This is a genomic window from Cerasicoccus maritimus, assembly GCA_031296935.1.
GTDB classification, from domain to species: Bacteria; Verrucomicrobiota; Verrucomicrobiia; order Opitutales; family Cerasicoccaceae; genus Cerasicoccus; species Cerasicoccus maritimus.
Window position 1 is genome coordinate 61308 of the sequence record JAVDPD010000006.1, and the last position, 15587, is coordinate 76894.

General features: G+C 61.0%; 19 protein-coding genes. 12 read left to right on the forward strand and 7 right to left on the reverse strand.

Annotated elements, in window-relative coordinates; translation table 11 throughout:
• Positions 1 to 36: 36 nt before the first annotated feature.
• Positions 37 to 897, reverse strand: coding sequence for a DNA glycosylase (locus RBB62_RS05655; RefSeq protein ID WP_309397762.1), 861 nt, complete (start codon positions 895 to 897; stop codon positions 37 to 39).
• Positions 894 to 1406 carry a hypothetical protein gene (locus tag RBB62_RS05660; protein ID WP_309397763.1) on the reverse strand — a complete coding sequence of 171 codons (513 nt, stop codon included), beginning with the start codon at positions 1404 to 1406 and terminating at the stop codon, positions 894 to 896. The genes RBB62_RS05655 and RBB62_RS05660 overlap by 4 nt, the downstream gene beginning before the upstream one ends.
• 91 nt (positions 1407 to 1497) lie before the next feature.
• Between RBB62_RS05660 and RBB62_RS05665 the strand changes: the two genes are divergently transcribed.
• The 6 genes from RBB62_RS05665 to RBB62_RS05690 are packed head-to-tail and all read left to right on the forward strand — an operon-like array spanning position 1498 to position 6820.
• Complete coding sequence (locus tag RBB62_RS05665) at positions 1498 to 2247, forward strand: DUF3450 family protein (RefSeq protein WP_309397764.1); 750 nt, start codon at positions 1498 to 1500, stop codon at positions 2245 to 2247.
• Positions 2248 to 2254: 7 nt separating this feature from the next.
• On the forward strand, positions 2255 to 3616 hold the full coding sequence (locus RBB62_RS05670; RefSeq protein WP_309397765.1) for a MotA/TolQ/ExbB proton channel family protein: 1362 nt from the start codon (positions 2255 to 2257) through the stop codon (positions 3614 to 3616).
• Positions 3609 to 4199, forward strand: a complete 591-nt coding sequence (locus RBB62_RS05675; RefSeq protein ID WP_309397766.1) for a MotA/TolQ/ExbB proton channel family protein — start codon at positions 3609 to 3611, stop codon at positions 4197 to 4199. Before RBB62_RS05670 ends, RBB62_RS05675 begins: the two co-directional genes overlap by 8 nt.
• Entirely contained in the window at positions 4196 to 4618 is a 423-nt protein-coding gene (locus RBB62_RS05680) for an ExbD/TolR family protein (protein ID WP_309397767.1), read from the forward strand. Before RBB62_RS05675 ends, RBB62_RS05680 begins: the two co-directional genes overlap by 4 nt.
• Positions 4615 to 5271, forward strand: coding sequence for an energy transducer TonB (locus RBB62_RS05685; RefSeq protein ID WP_309397768.1), 657 nt, complete (start codon positions 4615 to 4617; stop codon positions 5269 to 5271). Before RBB62_RS05680 ends, RBB62_RS05685 begins: the two co-directional genes overlap by 4 nt.
• Before the next feature lies 1 nt (position 5272).
• The gene (locus RBB62_RS05690) at positions 5273 to 6820 is read left to right on the forward strand and encodes a tetratricopeptide repeat protein (RefSeq protein ID WP_309397769.1); all 1548 of its coding nucleotides are present in this window, start codon (positions 5273 to 5275) and stop codon (positions 6818 to 6820) included.
• A gap of 376 nt (positions 6821 to 7196) precedes the next feature.
• On the opposite strand, the gene RBB62_RS05695 is transcribed toward RBB62_RS05690, so the two are convergent.
• The 3 genes from RBB62_RS05695 to RBB62_RS05705 all read right to left on the reverse strand — a co-directional run bounded on the left by RBB62_RS05695 (position 7197) and on the right by RBB62_RS05705 (position 9470).
• Positions 7197 to 7640, reverse strand: coding sequence for a methyltransferase family protein (locus tag RBB62_RS05695; protein WP_309397770.1), 444 nt, complete (start codon positions 7638 to 7640; stop codon positions 7197 to 7199).
• A gap of 273 nt (positions 7641 to 7913) precedes the next feature.
• Positions 7914 to 8579, reverse strand: a complete 666-nt coding sequence (locus RBB62_RS05700; protein WP_309397771.1) for a PEP-CTERM sorting domain-containing protein — start codon at positions 8577 to 8579, stop codon at positions 7914 to 7916.
• Between the two features lie 60 nt (positions 8580 to 8639).
• A complete protein-coding gene (locus RBB62_RS05705) occupies positions 8640 to 9470 on the reverse strand; it encodes an MBL fold metallo-hydrolase (protein ID WP_309397772.1) in 831 nt (276 codons plus the stop codon).
• Positions 9471 to 9552: 82 nt separating this feature from the next.
• Here RBB62_RS05705 and RBB62_RS05710 point away from each other — a divergent pair, with 82 nt between their 5' ends.
• Positions 9553 to 10446 carry a hypothetical protein gene (locus RBB62_RS05710; protein WP_309397773.1) on the forward strand — a complete coding sequence of 298 codons (894 nt, stop codon included), beginning with the start codon at positions 9553 to 9555 and terminating at the stop codon, positions 10444 to 10446.
• 198 nt (positions 10447 to 10644) lie between these two features.
• Here RBB62_RS05710 and RBB62_RS05715 read toward each other — a convergent pair whose 3' ends face one another.
• A complete protein-coding gene (locus tag RBB62_RS05715; RefSeq protein ID WP_309397774.1) occupies positions 10645 to 11370 on the reverse strand; it encodes a TrmH family RNA methyltransferase in 726 nt (241 codons plus the stop codon).
• 133 nt (positions 11371 to 11503) lie between these two features.
• Between RBB62_RS05715 and rpsU the strand changes: the two genes are divergently transcribed.
• Both rpsU and RBB62_RS05725 read left to right on the forward strand, forming a co-directional pair.
• Positions 11504 to 11704: a 30S ribosomal protein S21 gene (gene rpsU / locus RBB62_RS05720; RefSeq protein ID WP_269540765.1), complete on the forward strand. Its 201-nt coding sequence runs from the start codon at positions 11504 to 11506 to the stop codon at positions 11702 to 11704.
• A 282-nt stretch (positions 11705 to 11986) separates the two neighbouring features.
• The gene (locus tag RBB62_RS05725) at positions 11987 to 12817 is read left to right on the forward strand and encodes an SHOCT domain-containing protein (protein WP_309397775.1); all 831 of its coding nucleotides are present in this window, start codon (positions 11987 to 11989) and stop codon (positions 12815 to 12817) included.
• 141 nt (positions 12818 to 12958) lie between these two features.
• On the opposite strand, the gene RBB62_RS05730 is transcribed toward RBB62_RS05725, so the two are convergent.
• Positions 12959 to 13732 (reverse strand): TlyA family RNA methyltransferase, encoded by a 774-nt coding sequence (locus RBB62_RS05730; RefSeq protein ID WP_309397776.1) that lies wholly within the window; start codon positions 13730 to 13732, stop codon positions 12959 to 12961.
• 187 nt (positions 13733 to 13919) lie between these two features.
• Between RBB62_RS05730 and RBB62_RS05735 the strand changes: the two genes are divergently transcribed.
• The 3 genes from RBB62_RS05735 to rsmH are packed head-to-tail and all read left to right on the forward strand — an operon-like array spanning position 13920 to position 15574.
• Complete coding sequence (locus tag RBB62_RS05735; protein WP_309397777.1) at positions 13920 to 14378, forward strand: division/cell wall cluster transcriptional repressor MraZ; 459 nt, start codon at positions 13920 to 13922, stop codon at positions 14376 to 14378.
• A gap of 40 nt (positions 14379 to 14418) precedes the next feature.
• Complete coding sequence (locus tag RBB62_RS05740; protein WP_309397778.1) at positions 14419 to 14622, forward strand: hypothetical protein; 204 nt, start codon at positions 14419 to 14421, stop codon at positions 14620 to 14622.
• Between the two features lie 28 nt (positions 14623 to 14650).
• On the forward strand, positions 14651 to 15574 hold the full coding sequence (gene rsmH / locus RBB62_RS05745; protein ID WP_309397779.1) for a 16S rRNA (cytosine(1402)-N(4))-methyltransferase RsmH: 924 nt from the start codon (positions 14651 to 14653) through the stop codon (positions 15572 to 15574).
• Positions 15575 to 15587: the final 13 nt, after the last annotated feature.

Below are 15587 nucleotides of genomic sequence, written 5' to 3' on the forward strand. Positions count from 1 at the left end.
GGCCGCGAGTCTTAGGATTCGCGGCCTTTTTGTGCTTCACTTCTTCCGTGCACTGGAAAACAGAAACTGCTGCGCAAGGCCGGCATACTCGCCGAAGTGGACGCGGCCAAAGTGCGCGACCTGTTCAATCTTCCAATCCGCCAGCCCATAGGCGTCGCCCATGATGCGCTTAATCCACGTGTCGACGGGAAACGCCTCCAGCTTGCCGGCTCCGAACAACAATGCGCAGTCGGCTATCTTTGCGCCAACGCCGGGTAGGTGCATCAGCTGCTCCTTGGCTTGCTCGTAGGGGAGCTGTTCAACGACATCCAGCCAACCAGGCTGTCCGGCCAGAAAGTGACTCGCGGCGTGGATGTGCCGGGCGCGGTAGCCAAGGCCCGCGGCGCGCAGCTCGGTCTCGCTCACGTGGTGCAGCGCCGCCCAGTCGGGGAGCGCATGGATGCCGGGTATGATTTCCCGTCCAAACCGCGTGGCCAGTGTTTCGCAGATGAGCTTGATCGACGGAATCTGCTTCATCGAGCTGCACATGAAGCACAGAACCGTCTCGCCAAAAGGTTGCCGCATGATGCGCAGTCCCGGCCATTGATCCATCGGTTTACGGAGCGCCGGATCGCTGCGATGGGGCAAGGCATCCCAAATCGGCGCAAAGGTTTCGTCCGCGCCGACGTAGCCAGCAATGGCTTTGCCTACGCGCTCTTCGATCAACTCCGGTGCCCGCCATTCCACAACGCCATCCACGCAGCGAACTTCGGCGACGCAGTTTCCCCACACGCCACGGTAACCGCCCTCAAACGCGTTCCAACGAAAGGCTTGTCCGCCATCCACCAATTCGCCCAGCACAAACTCCGGGCAACGAATCGACGGGCTCACGGCCCGCCAATCGGACCACGTGCTCACGAGGCTTCCGCCGCGTCAGCAGGTTGTTCGGCTGGCGGCTTGCTCCACAAAAAGCTTTCCTTGGTCGCGACGACCTTGCCCTGCGGATCGAGCAGCTTGATGCGCCAAGCTACGGGAGCTTCTTCTTCGGCGGGGTGGTCCTCGCCAATGAAGCCTAGCCAGATTTCGCGGTGGGATTTTCGCTCGTCGGGCAGTTGGAAAGTGTTGGTCGTCGGCTCCTTCATGTCGGGGCGCAGCATGTCTACCTCGAAGGCGCAGCCATCGGGCAGTGCGTCAGCAAATTCCGAGATGCGCACGATGTAATAAAGGCCTTCGCGCGGGCTCTCCTGAGTGCGGAGCACGATCTTGCGGCCGAAGCGTTCCTCGCCGTCAAAATACTCGCCAATGCGCTTAAACACCTTCTCCGGCTTGTAATACCAGACCACATCCTCGATCTGGACTTCGGGCATTTCCTGCGCCTGCAGCAGGGGGGCGCACAGTAGTAAAAAGGCGATGAAAAGTCTCCGCATAGTGCGACATGCTGTTGTTCAGCCGCGCCTTAGCAATGTTATTTCGTTGCGCCGCTGGGGGCGGATGGCTTTATTTTCGTGGATGCTTTCAATGACCCGCTGCCATCTCCTTGGCGGAATTATTCTCTGCAGCGCCAGCCTCCTGTGGGCGCAAAATGAGCAACCTGGCGCGCACGCTGCGCTGCTCGAATGGGTGCGCACCGAGAAAGTGATTTCGCAGGAAGCAGCCGACTGGCAGTCTGAGCAAGCCGTGCTCGAAGACATGGTCAAGGTGCTGGAGATCGAGTCCGCGCAACTGGAAAAACAGATGGCCGCCGTCGAGGCCACTATCGCCAATTCCACTGCCAAGACCGAAGCCCTCGCTACGCGCGAAGCCGCCATTCAAACTGAAATTTCCGAGCTCGCCGCGGCATTCCCGGCATGGGAAACCGAAGCACTGGCCACGGTCAACAGCTGGCCCGCGCCGCTGCGCGCAGAGGTGGATTCGCTGACGACGCTTGAGGCTCCCGCCGACTCAAAATTGGATTGGCTAGCCCGCGCTCCGAGCTGGCTGCAAGTCCTCCAGCAGGCCGATCAATTAAATCGCCAGGTCACGCTCGGCGTCGATACCTTCACCACGGCGGATGGCAGCGAGTGGCAGGTCCGCGAAATCTTCTTCGGTTTTGCCGGTGGGTTCTGGACCACCGCCGACGGCGGGCAGGGCGGGGTGTTGATTCCCGCGCCCGAAGGCTGGACCCGCGAGTCCAACGCCGCTGCCGCCGAACTCGCGGCCGACATGATCGCCATCGCCGAGAGCCGCCGCCCGTCGGTTTACCTCGAAGGACCCGTTAAGGTTGATTAAGCCCGCCATGAGATTCACGCTTTTCATCCTCCTTGCGCTCTTGGCCCCCGCGCTTTGCCGGGCAGACGAAATTACCGACGCCGCCCGTGCCGACCTCAAAACCGCGCTCGATCGCCTGCGGGTGCAGCGCGTGGAAATCGCCGCCGAGAAGACTGCCTTGCTCAAGCGCTACAACGAGCTCGAAGCCCGCGTCCGCGAGCAGCGCCGCAACTACGAAATGCTTCAGCTGACCGCCGGCCAGCAAGGCGCCGACTACGAGCAACGCCGCCAGGAACTCGCCCGCCTCGAAGAGCAATTTGCCGCGCTGCAAGCCGCGCTAACCGACTACCGCCACTACCTTCAGGCCAATCTTCACCCCGCAGAGCTGGAGGCGTTTCAGGCGCAATTCAGCGAGCCCGCCACCGCGAGTGAAACCGCCGAGCAAGCCCAAGCGCTGGCCGCGTTTGGCATGGACCGGCTACGCGACGCTGCGGGCGGTCACGTTCTTGAAGGGCAAGCGGTGAGCCCTAGCGGGGCGATTGTCTCCGGGCAATTCGTCCAGTGGGGGCCGATGAGTTTCTTCGCCAACAACGAACTGGCCGGCTTCGCCACCAATGAAGATGGGATGACGCCCCATGTCGCTGCTTTCGGTGATCCCGCACAAGCCGCGCAACTCGCTCAGGCGATCAAGGGCCAAGCCGCCAAGCTGCCCCTCGACGCTTCAAATGGTCGCGCGCTGCGCCTCGCTCAGGAAACAGAAGAGCTCGCCGACCACCTGCGTTCCGGCGGTGTGTGGGTGTGGCCGATCCTTGGTCTCGCCGGCTTGGCGCTGCTGGTGATGTTCTACAAGATTGGCGAGATCGGCGTGGTGCGCCTGCCGGACGACGCCACGCTCGACGCCCTGACCAAAGACTTTTCGGCGAACAAGCTAGACGCCGTGCGCGAGCAAATCGACGGCCTGCGCGACCCTGCCAAGTCGCTGCTTGGCGAAGCGCTGAATCGCGTCGGCCAACCGCGCGAGGTGTTGGAAGATGTGTTGCTGGAACACGTGATCCGTTGGCAGATGCGTTGGGAGCGTGGCTTGGCCGTGCTCGCGGTCACGGCGGCGGTGTCGCCACTGCTGGGCCTCCTCGGCACGGTGACGGGCATGATCGCCACTTTCCGCATGATCGGCGTTTACGGCAGCGGCGAAGCGCGCCCGATGGCGGGCGGTATTTCCGAGGCGCTCGTCACGACGGAGCTCGGTCTGCTGGTCGCGATTCCCGCACTGATCGCGCACGCTATTTTATCCCGCCGTGCGCAGAGCCTGACCAGCTCGCTGGAAGGCGTCGCCACGCGTTTCCTCGATGTGCTGCCCGGCGGCGCGAAAAAGGAGCCCGCCGATGATTGACGCCGTTGTCCAGTGGTTCGACGCGCAGGTGTGGCCGGTCTGGGAAAAGGGTGGCTGGCTAATGCCGTGTCTGGGACTCTTGGCCGTCTCGATTTACTACACCGCGTTCGAGCTCTGGCGCGAGGCGTGCCGCTGGCCGCTGGGCAAACTACTCGCCTTGACGGAGCAGGACTTGTCCGAAGCCAAGTTACCCGCCGAACTTTCCCGCGCGCTCGCTGAGCCGACGCCCGCCGATAGCGCCCGTGGCTTTGACTCGCTGCGCCGACGGATTTTGCAACGCCTCGACCGCCGCATGAGCTTCCTGGCGATCCTCACGAGCGCCGCGCCACTGGCCGGTTTACTTGGCACGGTGACGGGGCTGCTGGCGACGTTTCGCGGACTCGCGGTCAACAGCAGCGGCATCGCCGAAGGCGCGGCATCCGGGCTTTACGAGGCACTGATCAGCACGCAGACGGGGCTCATCATCGCGATCCCGGCCTACATGGCGCTCTACGCGCTGCGCCGCCGCCGTGACGAATGGGCCGCCGCGATCACCCACGTCGAAAGCATTGGGCTGCGCCCGCTGCGAAAGGAGGCCGCATGAGCCTGCGCGCCCGCCGCCAAGCCCGCATCAAGCAGCCCTCGCTGACGGATATCAACCTGTCGCCGCTGATCGACATGGTGTTCATTCTGCTGATTTTCTTCGTGGTCACGACGGTCTTCGTCAAGGAAACCGGCGTCGAGGTCGACCGCCCGACCTCCAACAGTGCGCGCGAGCTGGACCCCGAAAACATCCTCTTCGCAATCAAGGACAACGGGCAGGTTTTCCATGACGAGCGCGTGGTGTCCGTGGCCGATGTTGGCCTGATCGTGCGCCGCCTCAACAGCCGTGCGCCGCGCCCGGTGGTGCTCATTGCCGACAAGGCCGTGACGACAGAGACGCTCATGCGCGTGCTCGACGCGGCCAAGCTGGCGGGCGCGCCATCGATTAGTATCGCCGCCAGCCGGGAGGACGCCCGATGAGCCAGACCCTCGATGCGCCGGACTTGCTGCCCAAAGCGGCGTCGTTCATCTGCGCTGTGTTGGTGACGGGCGCGTTGTTTACCTTTGTCGTTCCGCTGAGCCATTGGCTGGCCAAGGAGCCGCAGGTGATCGAGAACACGCAAGTTGAATTGTTCAGCTATGAGCCGCCACCCCCGCCGCCGCAGATTGCCCAAAGCGAGCCAATGCTGGCCCAGCAGGCGGCCGATGCCTCTGCCGCCGCGCCGCGTCCCTTGGGCGAGCCAATTGAGCTGCAAGCCTTGCCGACGAATTCACCAGCCTTGGCGGGCTTTGCGACGGGCCTCTTGGAAGTGGATGAATTCCCCGTTGAAATGACCGGCCTTGCTGAGATCCCCGTGTTTGAAGTGGTCGATTTGGATAGCATTCCGCAGATGGTGTCGAGCCCGCCCCGAGAGAAGCCTTACGAGCTGCAACGCGCCGGTGTGAGCGGCGCGGTCCGCCTGAAGGTATTGATCAGCCCAGCCGGTTTCGTGAGTGTGGTCGAGGTGCTGTCCTACGATGACGAGCGCCTGATCAAATACGCCAAGCGCTTCGCCGAAAAGTGCCGCTTCGAGCCGCCCATGCACAACAACCAACCCGTCACCGCGACGTATGTTTTCCCGATTGGATTTTAAGATGCGCCAAGAACCGACCACATCCAGCAAGACCGCATATGCCTCGCAGCAGGTAGCGCGGAGCGTCCCCGCTCCGCAAGCTGTGGCGAGCCGGCGCGTAGGTTCGGGGGTGGTGCATTGGCTCCGGGAGGGCTGGTTGCCGAGTGGCTGGCTTGGTCGTGCTGCTTGCGGAGCGGGGACGCTCCGCGCTACCTTTGCCACTCCGCTGAAGTTGGGCGTGATCCTTCTGTTGGGCGTCTGTTCGCAGTTCGCCCACGCTCTGGATTCGCTCTCGTGGTCGGATCCGGATTTTCAGGCGCGCTTTCTCGGGAGCTATGGCTTTGATGGGCCGCGCGAGCCGAGCGTGACGTCGGCTGAGCAGCAGGCTTTGAAGTCCATCGTGCCGCTGATGGAGCAGGGGCAGTTGACCGAGGCTGCGCGCCGTTTGCGCGATCAGACGACGCCGGATTCCAGCGCGGCGTTTGATTACACGCTGGGCAACCTCTACCTGCAGTCGGGCAATTTGGGCGCCGCCGAAAGCGCGTATCGCGAGGCGCTGCGCAAGATGCCGGGCTTCGTGCGCGCGTGGCGGAACCTGGGGCTGATGCTCGCACAAAGCGGACGTAGCGGGGAGGCGGTTTCCGCGCTGGGCGAGGCGATTTCGCGCGGCGACAACTCTGCCGAATGCTACGGGGCGCTGGCCTACTGTCATTTTCAAAACGGCGATTACGCCACGGCGTTGCCCGGCTATGAGCAGGCGTCGTTCCTCGCGCCACACAGCGCCGATTGGCAACTGGGCCGCGCGCAATGCCTGATCCAGCTTGAGCGCGCGAAAGAGGCCCTTGGCGTGGCGGAGCGTTATTTGAAGGAACACCCGAAGCACGCCGAGGCGCGTCGCGTGGCCGTCAATGCTTGCATTGCGATGCAGGATTGGGAGAACGCCGCCGTGCACCTGGAGCTGCTGCGTTTGCATGAGCTGGCCAACGCGCAGGCGCTGCTTCAGCTCGGGCGTGCTTACCTGGCGCTGGGGCTGCCGCACCGCGCGACACAGGCCTTCATGGACGCCTTGCGCTTGCAGGAAAAGCCGTCGCTGCTGCAGCTGTTGTCGTCGGCGGAGCTGCTCGCGCAGCAAGGCGCAGTGCAGGAGACGGAGTCGCTGCTCACGGTTGTTTATCAGCAATACGGCGACGGGCTTTCCGGCGAAGGCATGAACCAACTGTTGCGGCTTCAAGGCCGTCTCAAGCTGATGAATGAAGAGCCCGCTGCTGCGGCGCGTTTACTGGCGGAAGCCGCGTCGCGCGACCCGTTGAGCGGGCGGACTTTGCTGTTGCTCGGCGTGGCGCAGATCGAGCTGGAGCATTACGCCGAGGCGCAGGTCACGCTGGAGCGTGCAGTAAAGCTCGATGAAGTCGCGGCCGATGCTTACCTGGAGCTGGCCCGCGTCCACGTGAAGCAAGCCCACTGGCCGCAAGCCGCTGAGGCCCTGCGCAGCGCGCAACGCATCCGCCCGGAAGACCGTGTCGCTCAATACTTGGAGAACATCCAGCGCCTGGCCGAGCAGGGGAGCTAGAGGGCGAAGTAGGGCCGGTAAGGATATGGAGTGCGCCAGTTCCTCTGTCGCTTTTAACGCATGCCTCCCGGTTATGCGACGTTTTTTAGTCTAACGCCAAAGCGCCAGAGGGCTGGCGCACTCCATAGCGCTGCTCTGTTTTTGAGTGAAATCGAAGTTTCCACACTTGCCCTAGTTGGACGTTTCGGGCATACTTTCAGCATGAAAAGTTGGCCCGATCAAGGCAACCACCGCGCCTTTAGTATCGCCGACGCTTTTTTGCGTACCTGGTAAGGGCATGGTCCGAACCGTGGTAGTGTTTGGGGCACAACCATGAGTATGGTTGTGGCAGAGCTAAAGGGTAGGCCGCGCTTTGCAATGAAAACGCGATTCGGTATTATAGCCAGGCGCGGACACGTTGGCGGTAGGCGGTGAATTCGGGACCGCATTGTTGGGCGAGGATGCGCTCTTCAGGACGGATGAAGCCGAAGTGTAGGATTACTATCAGCAGCGGGATCGGCAAGAGCGTGAGCCAGGCGCCGTGGAGGGACGCGAGGCCGAGCAGCATGATGACTTGGCCGAGATAGATCGGGTTGCGCGAAATGCGAAAGACGCCGTCGGTAATGAGGTGGGTAGGCTGCTTGAAGGGGCAGATGGGTGTATCGTGAATCCGAAACGACATCCATGCGCCGAGGACGAGAAACATCCCTACAGCCAGCAGCGCATAGCCCGCAGCATACCACGCCCAGCCATCGGCGCCGCCGTCCGCCAGCCAACCAATGCCAAACTGCGCCAGCACGGCGAGTAGGAACCAAAAGGGCGGCAGCTTGAGCGGATTCATGAGTGGCTGTTATACGTGGTTTTTAGCCGCGGATGAACGCGGATTTTACGCGGATAAATTTCGACTTTAGCATAGGCAAGTGGTCTGCGAATGCGATGCGTATCTTTGAGAAGAACGCAGCTGGAAACTATTATGCGCTTAGCGCCCAGAGTCTACTTTGTGGCCGCGATAAAAAAAGTCCTCCGGATCGAGCATGATCAGGAGGACATTTGCGCTGCGGATGGATGGCATCCGTGTAAAATCCGCGTTCATCCGCGGATAAAAAAGCTGTGCTTAGCGGCGGCGGCGGTAGGCGACGAGGCCCAGGGTGGCGGCGGCGAGGAGCAGGGCGTAGGTCGAGGGCTCAGGGACGGCGGATACCTGCACATTGTCGATGCCTAGAGTGCTGGAAATGCTCAGCCAATCAGTTGTGCGGATGCGGATGTCGACATTGGACTGGCCATCGACGGCGCTGGGCAGCGCGATGCTGGCCAAGCTCCAGTCTGGTTGGAAGGTTTCGAGCTCGGCGAAGTCCACCCACGAGCCGCCGTTGATGCGGTAATCAACGTCGAGATTGGTGTCCCAGGTGAAGGTATTGAGGCTGTTGTAGGCGAAGCTGATCGTGACGTCGCTTAGCTCGCTGAAGTCGAAGCCGCTCATGCGGAAGGAGCCGCTGGCGTAGACCGTGCCAGCATGGTAAAACTCGAGGGCATTGTTGGGATCCCCAACGGGTAAGACCGCATTGACTGCGGTGCCTTCGATGCTGGAAACTTCGTCGATGAAGCCGACCGAAAGATCGTGAAGGCTGCCACTGAGTGTGCCCATTTGGTCGCCGTCATTGGGCGCGAGCTTACCGTTTACGGTCGACGCATCCATGTCCCAATAGCCAACGAGGATGGCTTGGGCCGACGTTGCGGCTAAGCAGGATGCTGCAAGTAATGTAGTAGTAGGAATGTTCATTGGCAGTAAAGAGTTGGGGCCAAGCGTACCTATTCCCAATTAAATGCCAAACTTAATTTTTTATGCGAAAAATGGGTTGCGGCGCAGCTCGTCGGCCACGGTGGTCATGGGGCCATGGCCGGGGCAGAGGATCGTCTCGGCAGGCAGGCTGAGCACGCGCTCGCGAATTTGGGTGAGGGCAAGGCGGTAGTTGGCGCGCACGCCACCGATGGAGCCCGCGAAAATGGCGTCGCCCACGATGGCGACCGGGCGGGCGAGGCCATCTATTATATACGTGACGCCGCCGGGTGAGTGGCCGCTGGTTTCGCGGGCGGTGACTTGGAGGCCGCCGAGGGCGAAGGTTTGGCCGTCGCGGATGTCGGTAGCGCCGGTCAGCGACTCGTTGCCGTGGACGTAGATTTTGCCGCCAGGCGCGAGCGCGTCCTTGAGCTTGGCGAGGTCTTTAATGTGGTCGCGGTGGGTGTGGGTGATGAAAATGGTTTCGAGCGTCCAGCCGTTTTCCTTCAGGGCGGCGAGCAGTGGGGCAGCGTCGGCTCCGGTGTCGAATGCGGCGGCTTTGCCGGTGGCGGGGTCGCCGACGAGGTAGGCGTTGACGGTCATTTCCTCGTAGCCGGGCACGGGGTGCGGGGTGTTGATCTGCACGAGGCCATCGAGCGCGAGCGGCTCCGGATACCAGGCTTGTTCGCCGAGGGCGACGAGGGCGTCGGCGCTGAGCCCGAGGACGGGGGCCACGGCGTGCGCGGTGTCGGCGGAGAACTCGCCCTTGCGCAGTTGGCGGATGGCGGTGCGCTCGGCGGCGCATTGTTCGGCCAGCTCGCCGTCGCTGAGGCCGAGGCCGGATTGGGCTTTGCTCACGACGTCTTCGACGAGGTCTTCGATGGGGATGCTCATGCGGAAATGATTTGCGGCGCGGGCGGGCTTGGCCAGTCTTTGTTCAAATTTGATGCATCTACGGCGAACATTTTTGGTGGTAATGGCGTGCTGGGCGCTGCTGAGCGGCTGTGGGTTGAGCGCGGGCCCGGGCAAGACGGTTTACTACGATGTGCCGCAACGCGGGGGCGTCGGCTTGGAGGCCATTGGCGAGCTGCCCGACGAGATTGACGAGTCGTCCGGGCTTGCGCGGGGGACGGCGCCCGGCGTTTTCTGGACGCTTAATGACAGTGGCGACCGCGCGCGGATTTTCGCCATCGACGCCTATGGCAAGGTGGTAGGCGCGGCTGGCGAAGCGGGCATTAAGATTGAAGGCGCGCGCAACCAGGACTGGGAGGATTTAGCGTCGGATTTTCGCGGCAATTTGATCATCCCCGATCTGGGTAATAACAACAACCGCCGGCGCAATTTAACAATCTATCAGGTGCCGGAGCCCGATTACGCGACGGCGACGACGGCAAGCGTCAGCGCGGCGTGGCAGGTGCATTATCCGGAGCAATACGAGTTCCCGCCCGTGTTGAACAACTACGACTGTGAGGCGCTCTTTGTGGCGAAGGGGAAGATTTATTTAGTGATGAAGCACCGCGCCGACCGCGAGGCCGCGCTTTATCGGCTGGATTCGGAGAGCGAAACGGAGTCCAACGCGATGACGCTTGTGGGCAAAGCGCACATGCGGGAAATGGTCACGGCAGCGGCGTCCTGGAACGACGGAGAGCAGATCGCGGTGCTGACTTACACCGGAATTTGGCTGTTCACGCCGCCAGACGGCGATGCGGACCGGATGTTTACCGGCGAGGTGCGTTGGTTGCCGATTCGCGCGGGGCAATGCGAGGCCATTGCGTTTCTCGATGCCGAGACGCTGCTGATTACCAACGAGCAGCAGGAGGTGTTTCACGTGCCCGTGGCGGACCTAAGCAACGTCCCGTTGCATCGATAGATTTTTGCAGTGCAAAAATGCAGAGGGGCAGCGTGCGTATGTGTATGGGGAGATTGACCACTCCGCTGTGGCGGCTCGCTTGTAAGCGTCGTCCTTCCTTTGGGCAGATGGCTTGGGGCGTAGGGGCAGTGTGCGGCTTGTCTGGAGACTGCGCCCTACCTCATTTAGTTGGAGTGGCCATTTTCGCAGTGCGAAAATCTATCGATGCAACAGGATGTTGCAGGCGAAGTTTTCGATGGCTTTGGCGTCCTGGCAGAGCCAGCGGGTGAGGATGCGCTCTTTTTCCTCCTCGGAGAGGCGCCAAGGGAGGTCGCTGTCGCGGAGGCGTTGGGTGAGTTCGTAGAGGCAGAGCGAGCTGAAGACGGAGAGGTTGTAGCTCTGGGTGAAGCCGTGCATGGGGAGCTTGAACCAGACGTCGGCGGCGTCGTGGGCGGCTTCGGAGAGGCCGCGTCGCTCGTGGCCGATGAGGACGGCGAGGGGTTTGTCGAGGGGGACTTCGTCGAGGGGGAGGGCGTCGTCACGGAGGGTGGCGGCGGCGCAGCGGTAGCCCTGTGCGCGGAGTTTATCGAGGCAGTCGGGGGTTTGGTCGTAGCGTTCGACGTCGATCCACTTGGCGCCGCCCATGGCCACCTGGTTGCTGATCTTGAACTTGCGCGACTTTTCGACCACGTGGACCGTCTGCACGCCAAAGCACTCGGCGGTGCGGAGGACGGCGGAGCTGTTGTGCGGTTGGAAGATGTCCTCCAGGACGATGGAGAGCCACTGGGTGCGTTCGCCGAGGACGCGGCGCATTTCCTTGAGGCGGCGGGGGTGGTTGCGCTCGGCAATGAGTTTTTCCCGCAGTTGGGCGAGCTCGTCGCGCGGCATGGATTCCAGCGCGTTGACGAGTTCGTCGGGTAATGGGTCGAATACGGGATTGGGCATTGCGTTCAATAAAGACCACGGGAAAATGAAAAATGACAAATGAAAAATAATCTGTGCCATTTAGGCCTTGACGGGGCGCCGGTATTGTCCATTTATCCTCTGCTTTTTCCCGAAATCCAATTTTAGAACACTTATGCCAGTTGATGTAAAAGTCCGCAAAGGCGAGCCCATGGAAAAGGCGCTCCGCCGCCTGAAGAAGAAGCTCGACCGCGAAGGCGTCATCCGTGACGTGCGCGCCAAGCGCTACTTCGAAAAGCCCTGTGAAGTCCGTCGCCGCAAGAAGAAGGTGGCCGCCTTCACCAACATGCTGCGCCAACGCTACGAAAACCAGTAATTGGGCTGCAGTTAGCTATTTTAGCCGGCGTGGACATTGTTCCCGCCGGTTTTTTGTGTCCCCAAATGGCGACTTGGTGGGTGTTTGAGTGGTGAGTAGCTAAGTGCTTGTCCCTGTAAAAACGATGTTTAGGTTGCCAAAGGCTCGTAAAAACCGCGCTGTAGGCGACAGTGTGCTTGCGTTTATCTTATTAAGACCTAAACACTTAACACCGAACCGCACCGGTTGCGCGGGCGACTACCAGCCCGAGTTATCTTTATTTAAATCAATCAATCTGCTGTCATGAATTCATTCAACGGGATTACTCTGGGAGTCTTGGCTGGCTCGCTTCTTTTTACCGGCTGTGCCTTGAACAACTACATGGAGAAGGAGCACGCGCTCAAGCCGCTCAAGGAGCAGCTGTTCAGCGGTGAGATTACCCGCCGAGAATATCGGGACAAGAAGGAGCTTCTCCTCCAGGATTATGAGCGCAAAAAAGACGCTATGGGTATGGCTGCCCGCCGTGATGCCCTCCGCCCGGTGGAAGATGTACACACGGTAGAGCCGATATTGGAAGAAAAGGCTGAAAAAGCCGATGACGCGGCGATCATGGCGGAAGACGAGAAAATTATCGAAGAGCCACCCATGGAAGCAGTCGAGCCGACGAAACCGATGGTGGAAGAGCCGACTAAGCCGACCGGCACCATTGATTACGGTTTGCTTTCACGGAGCATCAAAGCCAAGGACACCCCGGCAGCGTCCGCCACGACTGAGCCAGTCATGGTTGGGGGGGAAGAGCTGGTCACAGACAGCAAGGATGTAAAGTGGACCAAGGGCAGCGACGGAAAAGTCATTTATGAGGACCCCCGCGGCGCAGAGATGGTTGAACAACTCATTCAGGATGCCAAGTCGGAGACGCCACCTGCCGAAGTCGTGGCGGTCCCGGTAGCTGATCCGGCCAAGGCTGGCGAGACGCCCACGGTTGACGTGAAGGTAGACGCGCCGGACCCCGATGCCACTGCTGAAAAGGTCCAGGATAAGGTTGAAGAAGTTAAGGAAGAGGCTCCTAAGGTTCAGGAAGAGCCTGCGAAAGAAGAGGAAGAGCCGGTCATCATGGACTTCGGCGATCTCTAGTCTTCATAACCAAATCAATTTAGACTGCGCCTGCCCGGCTTTTGCTGGGCAGGTTTTTTTTGTCTCGACTTTTGTTCAGCGCAAGTGGTGGGCATCGGTTCTTTGCCTCTCCGTCATTTGCGCACTGCGCAAATCAACCGGTCAAGCAGGATGCTTGGTGAGGCCGAGGAGGTATTCGCGGTTGCCGTCGCCGCCGGAGACGGGGCACTCGATGTGGCCGATGACGGAGCAGTCGGGCAGGGCGGTGGCGGTTTCGATGACGCTGGCCAGGGTCTTGGCGCGGAGTTGGTCGTCGCGGAGGATGCCTTTGGTCTTGGCAATGACCTCCTTGGGTGCCTCGAACTGCGGTTTGACGAGCAGGACCGCCGTACCGCCGGGGGCGAGCCGCGACCAGATCGGCGTGATGACTTTCTTTAAAGAGATAAAGGACATATCGGCGACGATCAGCGGGTAAGTCGGGTGGGGGAGCTCCTCTTCGTCGAGCGCCTTGGCGTTGACGCCTTCTATATTAGTTACGCGCGTGTCGTCGAGGAGGCGGGGGTGGAGCTGGGCATGGCCGACATCCACGCAGGTCACGCTGGCGGCGTCGCGCTGGAGCAGGCAGTCGGTGAAGCCGCCGGTGGAGGCGCCGACGTCAAGCGCATCAAGCCCGGAAACGTCGATAGGGTACTGGGCGAACCACGACTCCAGCTTTTCGCCGCCCTGAGAGACGAAGCGGGGCGGGGCGGAAATCGTCAGCGGCTCGTCGGCTGGGATCTTGGTGCTGGGTTTTGGGATAATGGACCCGTCGGCCCGAAATGCCTGACCGGATTTGATGATTCGCTGAGCGATGGCCCGCGATTCCACCACCCCTTGGGCTACGAGGAGTTCGTCGGCGCGTGTGGGGCGCGGTGGGGGGGCGGAGTGGGACGTCATTTTTGGGTGAATTGGCCTTTTGGCAGAGTTATTCACCAAAATTACCAGGTTATTCACAAATTTCAGCCTCCAAATTCGCCAAAATCGTTACGTATGACGCGTTTATGGAAGAAAAAGTTTGACGAGGGGGGCAAAGTGGGGCTTTGTGGGATGTAGTGGGACTACTGAGACGCGCGCACTTATCTCCATGATCGATTTCAACCAGGGCTTTTACGCAGGGGAGTTCAGACACAATCTGGACGCCAAGCGGAGGCTCACGGTCCCGTCCAAGTGGCGTAGCGAAGGCGATGATCAGCAGACCTACCTCGCGTTCCCCGATCCAGCGGGTTGCGTGACGGTCTATCCGCCCGAGATGGTGGCCGAGCTGAAGGAAAAGATTTCCAAGATCAGCATTGGCGACAAGAAGGGCCGCAAGGCTATCACCAAGCTGCTGGGCTCGGCTGACAGTTTCTCTTTCGACAAGAATGGGCGCATCAACATCAACGATCGCCTCTTCCAGCACGCCGGCGTCTCCAAGGAGGTCGTCCTGGTGGGCACCGTCAATTTCTTCCAGCTCTGGGAGCCAGAGCGCTACGAAGCCTACATCTCCGACGAGGATGATGACGATGGAGATCTGAGCGACATCCTCGCCGATCTCGGCTTCTAAACCAACCGACTTATGAAAATTTCCAACCGAACATCTCACCATGAAAATCAGCAAACAACTCTACAACGCCGGCATTCTGGGCCGCCAACGTACGGGACCGACAGACTGGGAATTTGACCAGGTGCGTCGCCCGATTGGCCGCCAGGACCTGCCCTTTCTCCAAGGGGCAACCCGCGAAGAACCTTCCATCAAGGTTTCCGCCCGCGGCTGGAGGGTCCTCGCCCATGTGCTCCACCTTCGTTAATGGCCCGGCCGAAACCTTGACTCGGACTATGGGACACCTGCCAGTGCTGCTCCGCGAGGTGCTCGAATGCTTCTCGCCCATCCAGCCCGGAAGGTATCTCGACGGCACATTCGGCGGCGGTGGCCACACGACCGCTCTGCTCGAAGCCAACGAAGGAGTCCACGTCACCGGACTCGATTGCGACCCTGCCGCTGCTGAGCGGGCCGCCGCCCTAAGGGAGCGTTATCCCGAAAGATTTTCGTTCTTTGATCTTAATTTCCGCAAACTGGACAAACTGACGCAAACAGGTTTCACCGGGGTCCTCTTGGACCTCGGTGTTTCCTCTTTTCAGTTAGACCAGGCCGAACGGGGCTTCTCATTTCGAGAGGACGCGCCCGCAGACATGCGCTTGAACCCGCGTCAGGGCGTGTCTGCAGCCGAGTTTCTCGAAACCGCCAGTCGGGACGATGTCGTCCGCGCTATCCGCGACCAAGGGGAGGAAAAACAGTGGAGACGCGTGGTCGACGCCATCCTGGCGGCCCGGGGAACCGGTAAGCTGCAAACGACCGCCAAGCTCGCTGAGCTGATCGCCGCCAATGTTTCCCAACGCCGCGGCGAACGCATCCACCCGGCGACAAAGTCGTTCCAAGGCATCCGCATCGCCGTCAACGACGAGCTGGGTGCCATCGACGAGGTTCTACCCAAGGCTTTCGAGGCCCTCGCCCCCGGTGGTGTGTTGGCCGTTATTAGTTTCCACTCCCTGGAAGACCGCCCGGTGAAGCGATTCTTTAATCGCGTGACTGGACGTCCCGAGCACGGCCGCGATTCGCGCGCTCAAGATGAGCGCGTGCAGCTCGCGGAACGGCTCACCCGAAAACCGATCGTCGCCGATGAGGCGAAGATCGCCGCCAACCCGCGCAGCCGATCGGCCAAATTGCGGGCCGTTCGCAAGCTGACTACACCTCTACGCTGAGGACTGTATGAAG

Excerpts from the sequence above, each read along its gene's own strand:
- RBB62_RS05660 (WP_309397763.1), bottom strand. The coding sequence starts at position 1,406 with ATGCGGAGACTTTTCATCGCCTTTTTACTACTGTGCGCCCCCCTGCTG.
- RBB62_RS05665 (WP_309397764.1), top strand. The coding sequence starts at position 1,498 with ATGACCCGCTGCCATCTCCTTGGCGGAATTATTCTCTGCAGCGCCAGC.
- RBB62_RS05670 (WP_309397765.1), top strand. The coding sequence starts at position 2,255 with ATGAGATTCACGCTTTTCATCCTCCTTGCGCTCTTGGCCCCCGCGCTT.
- RBB62_RS05675 (WP_309397766.1), top strand. The coding sequence starts at position 3,609 with ATGATTGACGCCGTTGTCCAGTGGTTCGACGCGCAGGTGTGGCCGGTC.
- RBB62_RS05680 (WP_309397767.1), top strand. The coding sequence starts at position 4,196 with ATGAGCCTGCGCGCCCGCCGCCAAGCCCGCATCAAGCAGCCCTCGCTG.
- RBB62_RS05685 (WP_309397768.1), top strand. The coding sequence starts at position 4,615 with ATGAGCCAGACCCTCGATGCGCCGGACTTGCTGCCCAAAGCGGCGTCG.
- RBB62_RS05690 (WP_309397769.1), top strand. The coding sequence starts at position 5,273 with ATGCGCCAAGAACCGACCACATCCAGCAAGACCGCATATGCCTCGCAG.
- RBB62_RS05695 (WP_309397770.1), bottom strand. The coding sequence starts at position 7,640 with ATGAATCCGCTCAAGCTGCCGCCCTTTTGGTTCCTACTCGCCGTGCTG.
- RBB62_RS05700 (WP_309397771.1), bottom strand. The coding sequence starts at position 8,579 with ATGAACATTCCTACTACTACATTACTTGCAGCATCCTGCTTAGCCGCA.
- RBB62_RS05705 (WP_309397772.1), bottom strand. The coding sequence starts at position 9,470 with ATGAGCATCCCCATCGAAGACCTCGTCGAAGACGTCGTGAGCAAAGCC.
- RBB62_RS05710 (WP_309397773.1), top strand. The coding sequence starts at position 9,553 with ATGGCGTGCTGGGCGCTGCTGAGCGGCTGTGGGTTGAGCGCGGGCCCG.
- RBB62_RS05715 (WP_309397774.1), bottom strand. The coding sequence starts at position 11,370 with ATGCCCAATCCCGTATTCGACCCATTACCCGACGAACTCGTCAACGCG.
- rpsU (WP_269540765.1), top strand. The coding sequence starts at position 11,504 with ATGCCAGTTGATGTAAAAGTCCGCAAAGGCGAGCCCATGGAAAAGGCG.
- RBB62_RS05725 (WP_309397775.1), top strand. The coding sequence starts at position 11,987 with ATGAATTCATTCAACGGGATTACTCTGGGAGTCTTGGCTGGCTCGCTT.
- RBB62_RS05730 (WP_309397776.1), bottom strand. The coding sequence starts at position 13,732 with ATGACGTCCCACTCCGCCCCCCCACCGCGCCCCACACGCGCCGACGAA.
- RBB62_RS05735 (WP_309397777.1), top strand. The coding sequence starts at position 13,920 with ATGATCGATTTCAACCAGGGCTTTTACGCAGGGGAGTTCAGACACAAT.
- RBB62_RS05740 (WP_309397778.1), top strand. The coding sequence starts at position 14,419 with ATGAAAATCAGCAAACAACTCTACAACGCCGGCATTCTGGGCCGCCAA.
- rsmH (WP_309397779.1), top strand. The coding sequence starts at position 14,651 with ATGGGACACCTGCCAGTGCTGCTCCGCGAGGTGCTCGAATGCTTCTCG.